Below are 11836 nucleotides of genomic sequence, written 5' to 3'. Positions count from 1 at the left end.
TATGAAAAACAATGAACTACAAACAAAAGACGAACTACTAGATGAAAGTTTGTTACAAAGTAGAGTAGGCCGTAGGTCGTTTCTACAGTATGCTGGTGCAAGTGCTGCTGGTATAGCATTAGTAGCTGCTGGTTGCAAAAAGGACAGAAACTTTGTTATCGATGGCGCAACTCTAGATTTTAAAGATGATTTTGGTGTGTTAAATTATGCTTATGCTTTAGAGCAGTTAGAAGCAGCATTTTACATTCAGGTTGCTAATTCAAATCCATCAGGTTTTACTGCAACACAGAAAGCATACTTTCAAGATGTTCAGTTTCATGAAATTGCGCACAGGGAATTTTTCAAAAAAGCACTAGGTACTGCTGCTATCGGTAGTCTAGATGTTAACTTCTCAGCTGTTGATTTTACAAGTGGCGCAAGTGTTTTAGCCACAGCAAAAACTTTTGAAGATTTAGGGGTAGCTGCTTATAACGGCGCTGGTAAAAGATTAACTAATACTACTTATTTAGTTTTGGCCGGTCAAATCGTTTCAGTTGAAGCTCGTCACGCAGCGTATGTAAGAGATCAGATTTCTAACGGTACATTTGCTGATTTAGCAAGTTTAACCGCTTTTGGTGCAGTTGATGCAAATGGTTTGGATGGAGCATTAAGTCCAGATAAAGTTTTGGCTTTGGCTGGTCCATTTATCAAAACCAAAATTAATGTTATTAACCTTTAATCTTTAAACTCAGAAATCATGAATATCTTAAATATATTAGACGAAATTGAAAAAGTTGATGGAGAGATCTATGAAAGATTAAATCCTCGCAGAGCTGCAATGAAAAGTTTTTTCAATGCTAGTAAGAAAATTTCTTTAGCGGCTTTACCATTGGCATTAGGTTCAATGTTCCAAAAAGCATATGGTCAATCTAACCCATCAAGTGTTGTAGAAGTTTTAAACTTCGCATTAGCATTAGAGCATTTAGAATACAATTTTTACAACCGTGCATTATTATCTTCAGGTTTAATCCCTGCAGGAGCTGCTACTGGTGCAATCACAACCATTCGTACACATGAATTAGCACACGTTAATTTATTAAAAGGTGCTGTAACTAGTCTTGGTGGTACACCTATAAATTTAATGGAAGCAAATTTCGATTTTACAGCTGGTGGCGGTTTTGCTGATGTTTTCACAAACTATCAAACATTTTTGAAAGTAGCTACAGCTTTTGAAGATACGGGTGTAAGAGCATATAAAGGTCAGGCGCCTGTGTTAAAAGGACTTGATGTATTAACAGTTGCATTGCAAATTCACTCTGTAGAAGCTCGTCATGCTGCGCACTTACGTCAAATGACGGCTGCAGCTTTAGGTGTTGCTTTAAAACCTTGGATTAGCTTAGGTGCAGGTGGTGTTTCTAACGATACAGGAATTGCAGCAGTTGATGCAGTTTATGCAGGTGAAAACAACACAACTCAAGCTAACATTCAAATTAGTGGTATTGCAACCGGTGTTACACCAGCAGCGGCAGCAGAATCTTTTGATGAGTTCTTAACTGGAGCAGCTGTAAAAAATATTGCAAACTTATTTATCAGAACAGGCTTCAAATTAACGTAAGCAAAAAATCTACATTATTGAATTAGGTAATGTTTAGTTTAAGGTAGGGAGGCAGAACTGGGTTCTGTTTCCCTTTATTTTTATAAAATGATTTTATTTGCTGATGGAAATCCCTTTAAAGAATAAATTTTTATCTCTTACACTTTTACCATCAGGAAGTATGCAGGTGAAATTATAGGCTTTGCCATCAATAAAGATGGCCAAGAAATAAATGTTACTCTTTTTGGCCTCGCTTCTTCCTTCAAATTGATAGGTGACTTTTCCGGTTAAGGTAGATATCGTAATCGGCTTTAAAACATAATCGGGGATTGAAGGTTTAAAGCCTTCCTGAAAATCATTTGCAAATTCTCTCTCTACAACTACGCTGTCAAAATCTGATTTATTAATATTGATTGCCTTTGCGATATCCGAAACACTTGCTGCAAAAACCATCCCTGTACTATCTGTACAGCCATATGAAATACCCGCACTTTTGCCCGGTGCTTTAGGGAAATTAACCGTTACTTTTTCGCTTAAGCGAAGTGTATGCCAAAAAGTTTGAGCGCTAACATTTACTATCGAAAATAACAATAGTAAAATATAGCTAAGTCTTTTAAACATTTTAGTAAGTAATTACCTGTTCTTCTAAATGTTCAGGCAAATCGCGGTAATTATATTTTTGTCCGCGTAATTGAGGTTCAAAACCTGCAGCTTTAATAGATTGTTGAATTCCATTAGCCGTAAAACGATGCGGCGCACCAGCAGCCGAAACCACATTTTCTTCAATCATAATCGAACCAAAATCATTTGCCCCCGCATGTAAGCAAAGCTGAGCTGTTGTTTTTCCAACGGTTAACCAACTCGCCTGAATATTTTTGATATTTGGCAACATAATACGGCTTAATGCAATCATACGGATGTATTCATCGGCAGTTACATTATTGCTGATGCCTCTTAAACGCTTAAGTAACGTACCATCATCCTGAAATGGCCAAGGGATAAAGGCTAAAAATCCATTTGCATCAGCAGGTTTTTCACTTTGAACCTGACGAATCCAAACTAAATGTTCAAAACGTTCCTCTATGGTTTCAACGTGCCCAAACATCATCGTGGCTGATGTGGTAATATCTAACTGATGGCAAGCCCGCATTACATCAAGCCATTCTTGTCCGCCGCATTTACCTTTTGATATTAATCTTCTAACCCTGTCGTTCAAAATTTCTGCTCCGGCGCCTGGTAAAGAGTCCATTCCCGCTTCTTTTAAAGTTTTTAAAACTTCAGTATGCGAAATGCCTTCCAATTTTGCAACGTGCGCAATTTCTGGCGGGCCTAAAGCGTGTAATTTTAAATCAGGGTATAATTCTTTTAGTTTCTTGAATAAATCAGCATAAAATGCTAAACCTAAATCTGGGTGATGGCCACCTTGTAATAAAAGTTGGTCGCCTCCTAATCGAAAAGTTTCTTCAATTTTTACCTTATAGGTTTCAATATCAGTAATGTAACTTTCATCGTGCCCCGGGCGACGGAAAAAGTTGCAAAACTTGCAGTTTGCGATACAAACATTGGTTGTGTTTACATTTCTGTCAATCTGCCAGGTTACTTTACCGCTCGGAACCTGAATTTTTCGAAGTTCATTTGCCACAAACATCAACGATGCGGTATCGGCATGGTGGTATAAATGAACGCCTTCTTCAAGACTTAAAAAATCAAAATGTAATGCCCTCTGCAGTAAATCGGCTGTATTCATATCGCAAAGATAAATAAATGGTTTGTTGGTTTGCTGGTTATTTAGTTTTTTGGATGTCAAATTGGTTGCAAGAAATAGAAATTTTAACTTTTTTGGTTTCTTAAAAGCAATAATCTATAAAACTCTTCAGCCAAAACGATAAAACAATTTAGCAATTCAACAATTCAATTATCTTTGTTGATTATGGTAGATTTTAATCGTTTTACACTAGCCAACGGATTAAAAGTATTGGTACATGAAGATCCAACAACTCCAATGGCAGTACTAAATATTTTATATGATGTGGGTGCTCGTGATGAGAACCCCGAACAAACCGGTTTTGCACATTTATTTGAGCATTTAATGTTTGGTGGCTCAGTTAACATTCCGGTTTACGATGAGCCTTTACAAAGAGTTGGTGGAGAAAATAATGCTTTTACAAGCAATGATATTACCAACTATTACATTACACTACCTGCAGAAAATATCGAAACTGCATTTTGGTTGGAGAGTGATAGAATGCTAAGCTTGGCTTTCTCTGAAAAGAGCTTGGAAACACAAATCAACGTGGTTAGCGAGGAATTTAAACAACGTTATTTAAATCAGCCTTATGGCGATGTTTGGTTAAAATTGCGTCCGCTGGCTTATAAAAAACATTCTTACCGTTGGGCTACAATTGGTAAAGAACTGGCGCACATTGAAAATGCTAAAATGGATGATGTTAAGGCATTTTTCAATAAACATTATAATCCATCGAATGCAATTCTTGTAGTTGGTGGTAATGTTAAAACCGAAGATGTAAAAAAGTTAGCCGAAAAATGGTTTGAGCCAATTCCATCAGGCACAAAGTACGAGCGTAATTTAATTCAGGAAGATAAACAAGCAGCGGCAAGAACTGAAACAGTTAAAGCTGCCGTTCCATTAAATGCAGTTTACGTAGCTTTCAAGATGCCAGGAAGGCTGGATAAAGATTATTATGCTTTTGATTTACTATCCGATGTACTTTCAGGTGGAAAATCTTCTCGCCTACATAATAGTTTGCTAAAAGAACAACAATTATTCAGCGATATTAACGCCTATATTTCAAGTAGTTTAGACCCAGGTTTGTTCATCGTAGAAGGAAAATTGGTCGAAGGTGTTTCGGTGGAAAGGGCAGAAGCTGCTATTTGGGAAGAACTGGAAAAAATTAAAACAGAACTTGTTGCCAGTGATGAATTAACAAAAGTAAAAAACAAGGTAGAATCTGTTTTGGTATTTTCTGAAATGAGCTTGCTAGATAAAGCCATGAATCTTGCATATTACGAATTGCTTGGCGATGCTGATATTTTAAATCAGGAAGCATCAAAATATTTGAAAGTTCAGGCAGAAGATATTCAAAGGATTTCAAACGAAACTTTTAACAGAGATTTATCATCAACATTATATTATTTAACAGAAGAACATGCTTAATCGTACTCAAGCGCCTGATTTTAAACAGGTCAATCAAATTGAATTTATTCAACCGGTAAAGCGTGTTTTAAATAATGATGTACCCGTTTTTACCATTTTTTCTGGCGAGCAAGATTTAGTTCGTATCGAATTTATTTTCAGCAATGTAAACTGGAACGCAGAAAAACCTTTGCAAGCCATCGCGGTGAGTGCAATGCTTAACAATGGAACAAATAAACTTACTGCTAAAGAAATTGCGGAGCAGATAGATTTCTATGGAGCATTTTTTCAGACAGAATATAATCAAGACCAATCAACGGTAACGCTTTACACCTTAAATAAACACCTGAAATCGGTTTTACCAATTGTTAAAGATGTAATTTCTGAGAGTCAATTCCCACAAAAGGAATTGGATATTTACATCCAGAATCAAAAGCAAAAACTTCAGGTAAATCTTCAAAAAAATGATGTGTTGGCCAGAAAAGAGTTTTCTAATGCTCTGTTCGGCGATACTGCTTATGGAGTGGATATTCAGCTAAAACATTATGATGCGCTGAAACGTGATGATTTGGTTGAGTATTTTAAAAATTCTTATGCGCCAAATAATTGCACTATTGTTGTTGCTGGTAAGTTTGATGAGCAAGGTTTTGAATTGTTAAACACTGAATTTGGACGAAATTGGAATACTGGAAATGCTGTAAAAAACACTTTCAGTTTTCAATCACCAGAAAAAAAGGTGCTGTACAAAGAGAAATCAGAATCCTTACAATCGGCAATCAGAATCGGTCAGTTATCTATTAACAGAAAACACGAAGATTTTGCCGGACTTCAAATTTTAAATACTGTCTTGGGCGGATATTTTGGGTCTCGATTAATGGCTAATATCAGAGAAGATAAAGGTTACACTTATGGAATCGGTTCGGGAATTGTCTCGCTGCATAACTCTGGCTATTTCTTTATCGGTACTGAAGTTGGCGCCGATGTTTGTGCCGATGCATTGAGGGAAATCTACAAGGAAATTGATATTTTAAAAACTGAAGAAGTTACTGAAGAGGAATTAAGCTTGGTTAAAAATTACATGCTCGGTTCTATGCTTGGTAGTTTAGAAAACGTTTTTTCTCATGCTGATAAATTCAAAAATATCTATTTCTCAGGTTTGGATTATAGTTATTACGAAAATTACATCGCTAAAGTGAAATCAATTACTGCCGCTGAATTATTGGCGTTGGCAAATAAATATTTAACTACAGAAAACTTTACCGAAATTGTGGTAGGGAAGAAGTAAAAAATAATAATCAATCTATTGTGAAACTGTCACGTTGAGCTTGTCGAAACGCCTATTAATTTTTCGACAAGATCAAGGTGATATTTTTTATTTATACTCACAAAGATAAGCCGTCTGAATATCAGTTTTAACTTTAAATGAAGCATTTGCTTCAACTTCAAAACTGCTTCCTGCCGTGTAAGTTTTCCAGTCATTTTCATTTGGTAGCAAAGCTGATAATTCTCCGCTAACAATATTCATAATTTCTTTTTGAGCAGTTCCAAATTCGTACTCGCCAGGATTTATAACACCAACAGTTACTTTTCCATCAGAAGTTTGGAAGCCTAAAGATTTTACATTACCATCAAAGTATTGATTTTCTGTTATCATAATTCGTTTTTAGATTAAGCAATTATACTCAAGCTTTGCGAAAAAGAAAAATCAAACAGATTAAAATCATTTGTCAGGCAAGCTTAATATTTAAGCAATTTTATATTCTAACTTTTATTTTGATTGAATTTTTGTATCTTTGCCCCGCATATAATAAATCCTAATTTATTTTCTATGCAACTCGATTCCACAAAATTTATTGCTACAGGTTTAACTTATGACGACGTACTTTTAGTACCTGCATATTCTGAAATTCTGCCTCGCGATGTAAATACAGCCACTTTCTTAACAAAAAAAATTAAGCTTAATGTTCCATTAATATCCGCTGCTATGGATACAGTAACTGAAGCTGAACTTGCTATCGCAATTGCACAAAATGGTGGAATTGGCATGTTACATAAAAACATGACCATCGAAAGACAAGCAAACGAGGTACGTAAGGTTAAGCGTTCTGAAAGTGGAATGATTCAAGACCCAGTAACTTTATTAGAAACTGCTGTTGTTGCTGATGCTTTCAAAATAATGAAAGAACATAAAATTGGTGGCATTCCGGTGGTTAGCAGCGATAATAAGCTAGTTGGTATCATTACAAATCGCGATTTACGTTTCCAGAAAAATATGGCTAGACCAATTGCTGAGGTAATGACTAAAGAAAATTTAATCACTGCTCCAGAAGGTACAAATCTTGTTCAAGCCGAAGAAATTCTTCAAAATCATAAAATTGAAAAACTTCCTGTAGTTACTAAAGATGGATATTTAAGTGGATTAATTACTTTCAAAGATATTTCGAAAGTTAAAAACTATCCGGTTGCTTGTAAAGATGAACGTGGTCGTTTACGTGTGGGTGCTGCTGTAGGTGTAACTGCCGATACCATTCAACGTGTTGATGCTTTGGTAAACGCCGGAGTTGATGTAATTACGATTGATACTGCTCATGGACATTCAAAAGGTGTTGTAGATAAATTAAAAGAAGTTAAAGCAAAATATCCTGATTTACAGGTTATCGTTGGAAATATTGCAACTGGTGCTGCTGCTAAATTTTTAGCTGATGCCGGTGCTGATGCCGTTAAAGTTGGTATTGGTCCGGGTTCAATTTGTACAACCAGAATTATTGCTGGTGTTGGTGTTCCGCAATTATATGCCGTTTATGAATGTGCAAAAGCATTAAAAGGAACTGGTGTTCCAGTTATTGCAGATGGTGGAATTAAGCATACAGGTGATATTGCAAAAGCAATCGCATCTGGCGCAAGTACTGTAATGGCCGGTTCATTATTCGCAGGAGTAGAAGAATCTCCAGGTGAAACGATTATATACGAAGGACGTAAGTTTAAATCTTACCGCGGAATGGGTTCAATCGAGGCTATGGAGCAAGGCTCAAAAGACCGTTATTTCCAGGATGTGGAAGACGATATTAAAAAACTTGTTCCTGAAGGAATTGTTGGTCGTGTACCATTTAAGGGAACTTTAGCTGAAGTGATGTACCAATATATTGGCGGTTTACGTGCAAGTATGGGCTATTGCGGTGCTGCAAGTATCGAAGCGTTACAAGAAGCACAATTTGTTCAAATTACGGCTGCAGGTATGCGTGAAAGTCATCCACACGATATTACAATCACTAAAGAAGCACCAAATTATACAAGATAAGCTTAAAGGTAAAAGCGAAGATTAAGCTTCTTTTACTATCGTCATTTCGACCGTAGTGGAGAAATCTCTTAAAATAACTTTTACAATATGATGAACGAGGCGTCAGTCACGATAGCCTCGTTTTTTATTTTGTTGGCAAAATTTTAATTTTTGTAAATGATCGCCCTACATTATCGGTTATTACAGTCCTGCCATTAGCTGTAGCCCTCGTAGAAAAACTCGGGGCTGCCGCTGCTGTCAGGTTTAAAATTAAGGGTTGTTTAAGAGGTTTCTACAACTGCAAATAGTTGTAACTGCCGAGCCAATTAAACGGGATTGAAGCGATATCCTTTTTGGCGCCGTTGGCTAAACTTACGAAGTTTCATAACAATCGTTCCAGCTGACTTCGTAAGTTTCTTTTCAAACCAAAAAGATTTAGCGAAAGCCCGATTACCATAAAAATTAATTGTATCGGTGCTTTTCCAAATTTTGAAAAAATCTAATTTTTTTTATAACCTCAAAATTCAGGTCTTTATCTCCAGGTTTGTAATTCGATGTCGATCTGTGTTTAATTGGAAAATTAAATTCAGTTTGCCACAACCAATAATATTTTCTGCAAAATAAAATTTGGCAGTTCCTTTTTTTTAATATATTTGTCGACTAAATCTATAGATTTAATATAATAACTATGAAAATGTACTCAAATCAGGCCTTAAATTGCTGTTGTTGCACTTTAAACAAACTTAATAAAGCGTTTCGAACGCAGCAGTAATCCACAATATCTAACCCAACACAATAAACCAATCATGAAAAAAAGTTTTTTAATGTTCTTTTCCATAATATTTTATGCGAGTTATTCCTTTGCTCAAAATCCGATAACTGGCAAAATCAAAGGCGCAAATGGCTCAATTATCCCAAATGCAACAATTAAAGTAAGAGGCACAAACTTAACATCAAAAGCAAACGAACAAGGTATTTTTACCATCGATGCCAAACAAGAACCACCATTTTATATCCAGGTAAGTTCTGTAGGATATAAACCACAAGATTTTCAAATCTTAAAAGTTCAAGACACGGTTGAATTGGTTTTAGTTGAGGATACACAACTCGATGAAATTGTAGTAACATCAAGAAGAAGATCAGAAGTTTTGCAAGATGTGCCAATTCCAATTACAGTAATCGGCGGACAAGCAGCTGAAAATGCAGGAGCATTCAATGTTAATCGCTTGAAAGAACTCGTTCCTTCGGTTCAGTTATATGCTTCAAATGCCCGGAATACAACGTTAAACATTCGTGGCTTAGGTTCTACATTTGGCTTAACTAATGATGGTATCGACCCAGGTGTAGGTTTTTATGTTGATGGAGTTTACCACGCCCGTCCGGCGGCAACCTCGACAGATTTTTTAGATATCGAAAGGATTGAAGTTATCCGCGGTCCGCAGGGAACTTTATTTGGGAAAAATACAACGGCAGGTGCGTTTAACATCACTACTACAAAACCAACGCAAACGCCATCAGCAAAAGTAGAGCTTAGCGTAGGTAATTATAATTTTATGCAAGCGAAAACCTCCATTACGGGTGGAGTTGCAAAAAATCTAGCTGCCAAATTATCAATTTCCGGAACGCAAAGAGATGGAACAATTTGGAATACAAGAGAGGAACGTAAATATAGCGGTCAGAACAACTTAGGTTTTAAAGGGCAACTATATTTCACACCATCAGACAAATTGCAGGTATTATTAAGTGGCGATGTTAGCGTTCAGCATCCGGCAGGTTATCCATTAGTTATAGCCGGAGTTACACAAACCGAAAGAAGTGCATATCGCCAGTACGCCAGAATTGTTTCTGATTTAGGTTATCAGCAGCCAAAAATTGATCCTTTTTCAAGAGAAATTAACACCAACACACCTTGGAGACACAATCAATCTATCGGTGGCTTATCGGTAAATGTAGATTATAAAATTGGAAGTGGAACTTTAACATCAACAACAGCGTGGAGATTCTGGAACTGGGACCCAACTAATGATAGAGATTTCTCAGAATTATCAGCACTTACAAAATCTCAGGGTAACTCTCGTCACGATCAGTATTCGCAAGAAATCAGATACGCAGGAAATATTACAGAAAAGTTAAGTGGTGTGATTGGAGTTTTCGCATTAGCTCAAAATTTACAAGGACTAGGCCAAACTGAAGAAGTTGGTAAAGACCAATGGAGATTTGTTCAAACTGCAAATACCAGCGCTCAAGCACTATATTCTACACCAGGTTTATTAGATGGTTTCGGAATCAGAACCAACTCCACAATCAAATCTTTAAGTACAGCAGTTTTTGGTCAGGTAGATTGGGAAGTTTTTGAACATCTACACGTTTTACCAGGCTTAAGATTTACCTATGATAAGAAAGATGTAGATTACGATAGAAACACTTATGGTGGTTTGCAAACAACAGACGCTGCTTTACTGGCTTTAAAGGCGGCAGTTTACAGCAACCAACAATTCAATACCAGTACCCAAAATAATAATCTATCGGGAAATATTACGGTCTCATACCGACCAACTACCAGATTAAACATTTATGGAACTTTTTCAACCGCTTACAAACCCGTTGGTGTGAATGTAGGTGGGTTGCCAACTACAGCAAATGGTCAGGCAGATTTAACTTTGGCTGTAGTAAAACCCGAATACGTAGAACATTACGAATTAGGTGTTAAAACTAAACCATTCAAAGGCGCAATTTTAAATATTACCGCTTTTAATACCGATATTAAAGATTACCAAACTAATGTTCAATCGCCACAATTGGGCGTAAATAGGGGATATCTTGCAAATGCCGAAAAGGTAAACGTTAAAGGATTAGAAATTGATGGAACTTATCAACTGGAAAGATTTTTATCAATTAATGCAGCTTTATCATATCTAGATGGTAAATATGTAACCTTTACAAATGCTCCTCTGCCTTTGGAAGAAACTGGTCATACCGAAATTATTAACGGTGTATCAACCCAAGTAGCTTTTAAAGATGCTTCTGGTGGCAGATTACCAGGTATTTCGAAATGGAATGTTTCTGGTGGTGCAGAATTAAGTACGGCTGGAAACCTAACAACACAAGCCGGAAGATATTTTATTGGAGGTGATGTGAGTTACCGTTCTCAATATTCTTCCAATGCAACACCTTCAAGTGTTTTAAATGTTGAAGGTTATACTTTGTTAAACGGTCGTTTAGGCTTTAGATCGGATAAGTTTTCGATTTTTGTTTGGAGTAGGAATATCGCTAACAAAAATTATTATGAGCAATTACAAGCTGCTGCGGGTAATTCGGGTTTATATGCTGGTGTACTTGGCGATCCAAGAACTTTTGGCGCAACTTTCATGTATAATTTTTAACAATCTTTTCTCTTTTATATTTGGTTAAAACGTAGAGCGACTTAATTGTCGCTCTTTTTTTTGAAGCGCAATTTACTGTGCTTTTGGTTTGCTTTAGTCCTGCTGTATGTTCAATCTTTTTTATAATCTATTGTGCTGTTAAACTAAGAAATCATTTCATCGCCAATATCATTGCATATTTTTCGTTTCTGCAAATCAAAAAGTATTTCACTTCCATCAGGGCTATTTTACGCAGGCCAATGTTTCTATTTTCGGCTAAACGCCAAAACCCGATAAAATAATTAGGAACTGATGAAAAACTAAAGTCTTTACCTTTTTAATATGTAAATAAAATATGCTTAAATTTTCTCACATTCCTTAAACGGTTAAATCAAATCATATAAAAAATATTGTGGTAACAGCTTTGTGTTAAATAAAAATTTATTACGCAGTCAGAAAATCTTAACTTC

At 36.2% G+C, this 11836-nt stretch carries 9 protein-coding genes; 6 read left to right on the top strand and 3 right to left on the bottom strand.

Going from position 1 to position 11836, the window contains the following annotated elements; genetic code table 11:
- Window position 1 precedes the first annotated feature (1 nt).
- Window positions 2–718 carry a ferritin-like domain-containing protein gene (locus R2Q16_RS13050; protein ID WP_316737588.1) on the top strand — a complete coding sequence of 239 codons (717 nt, stop codon included), beginning with the start codon at window positions 2–4 and terminating at the stop codon, window positions 716–718.
- Between the two features lie 18 nt (window positions 719–736).
- Complete coding sequence (locus tag R2Q16_RS13045; protein WP_316737587.1) at window positions 737–1594, top strand: ferritin-like domain-containing protein; 858 nt, start codon at window positions 737–739, stop codon at window positions 1592–1594.
- A gap of 93 nt (window positions 1595–1687) precedes the next feature.
- Here R2Q16_RS13045 and R2Q16_RS13040 read toward each other — a convergent pair whose 3' ends face one another.
- Window positions 1688–2194, bottom strand: coding sequence for a hypothetical protein (locus R2Q16_RS13040; protein ID WP_316737586.1), 507 nt, complete (start codon window positions 2192–2194; stop codon window positions 1688–1690).
- Between the two features lies 1 nt (window position 2195).
- The gene (locus R2Q16_RS13035) at window positions 2196–3320 is read right to left on the bottom strand and encodes a CofH family radical SAM protein (RefSeq protein WP_316737585.1); all 1125 of its coding nucleotides are present in this window, start codon (window positions 3318–3320) and stop codon (window positions 2196–2198) included.
- Window positions 3321–3503: 183 nt separating this feature from the next.
- On the opposite strand from R2Q16_RS13035, the gene R2Q16_RS13030 reads away from it, so the two are divergent.
- On the top strand, window positions 3504–4748 hold the full coding sequence (locus tag R2Q16_RS13030; RefSeq protein ID WP_316737584.1) for a pitrilysin family protein: 1245 nt from the start codon (window positions 3504–3506) through the stop codon (window positions 4746–4748).
- Window positions 4741–6012, top strand: coding sequence for a pitrilysin family protein (locus tag R2Q16_RS13025; protein WP_316737583.1), 1272 nt, complete (start codon window positions 4741–4743; stop codon window positions 6010–6012). Before R2Q16_RS13030 ends, R2Q16_RS13025 begins: the two co-directional genes overlap by 8 nt.
- An 87-nt stretch (window positions 6013–6099) precedes the next feature.
- Here R2Q16_RS13025 and R2Q16_RS13020 read toward each other — a convergent pair whose 3' ends face one another.
- The gene (locus R2Q16_RS13020; protein WP_316737582.1) at window positions 6100–6381 is read right to left on the bottom strand and encodes a pyrimidine/purine nucleoside phosphorylase; all 282 of its coding nucleotides are present in this window, start codon (window positions 6379–6381) and stop codon (window positions 6100–6102) included.
- Between the two features lie 174 nt (window positions 6382–6555).
- Between R2Q16_RS13020 and guaB the strand changes: the two genes are divergently transcribed.
- Entirely contained in the window at window positions 6556–8025 is a 1470-nt protein-coding gene (gene guaB / locus R2Q16_RS13015) for an IMP dehydrogenase (protein WP_316737581.1), read from the top strand.
- Window positions 8026–8810: 785 nt separating this feature from the next.
- Window positions 8811–11387: a TonB-dependent receptor gene (locus R2Q16_RS13010; RefSeq protein ID WP_316737580.1), complete on the top strand. Its 2577-nt coding sequence runs from the start codon at window positions 8811–8813 to the stop codon at window positions 11385–11387.
- Window positions 11388–11836 lie beyond the last annotated feature (449 nt).

Origin of the sequence: Pedobacter aquatilis, from assembly GCF_032678425.1 — a bacterium.
GTDB lineage: Bacteria > Bacteroidota > Bacteroidia > Sphingobacteriales > Sphingobacteriaceae > Pedobacter > Pedobacter aquatilis_B.
This window is presented reverse-complemented; position numbering and strand designations above follow the sequence as displayed.

What these genes read in the sequence shown, in the direction of transcription:
- R2Q16_RS13010 (WP_316737580.1), top strand. Translation starts at nt 8,811, where the DNA reads ATGAAAAAAAGTTTTTTAATGTTCTTTTCCATAATATTTTATGCGAGT.
- R2Q16_RS13040 (WP_316737586.1), bottom strand. Translation starts at nt 2,194, where the DNA reads ATGTTTAAAAGACTTAGCTATATTTTACTATTGTTATTTTCGATAGTA.
- R2Q16_RS13030 (WP_316737584.1), top strand. Translation starts at nt 3,504, where the DNA reads ATGGTAGATTTTAATCGTTTTACACTAGCCAACGGATTAAAAGTATTG.
- R2Q16_RS13025 (WP_316737583.1), top strand. Translation starts at nt 4,741, where the DNA reads ATGCTTAATCGTACTCAAGCGCCTGATTTTAAACAGGTCAATCAAATT.
- R2Q16_RS13035 (WP_316737585.1), bottom strand. Translation starts at nt 3,320, where the DNA reads ATGAATACAGCCGATTTACTGCAGAGGGCATTACATTTTGATTTTTTA.
- R2Q16_RS13020 (WP_316737582.1), bottom strand. Translation starts at nt 6,381, where the DNA reads ATGATAACAGAAAATCAATACTTTGATGGTAATGTAAAATCTTTAGGC.
- R2Q16_RS13050 (WP_316737588.1), top strand. Translation starts at nt 2, where the DNA reads ATGAAAAACAATGAACTACAAACAAAAGACGAACTACTAGATGAAAGT.
- R2Q16_RS13045 (WP_316737587.1), top strand. Translation starts at nt 737, where the DNA reads ATGAATATCTTAAATATATTAGACGAAATTGAAAAAGTTGATGGAGAG.
- guaB (WP_316737581.1), top strand. Translation starts at nt 6,556, where the DNA reads ATGCAACTCGATTCCACAAAATTTATTGCTACAGGTTTAACTTATGAC.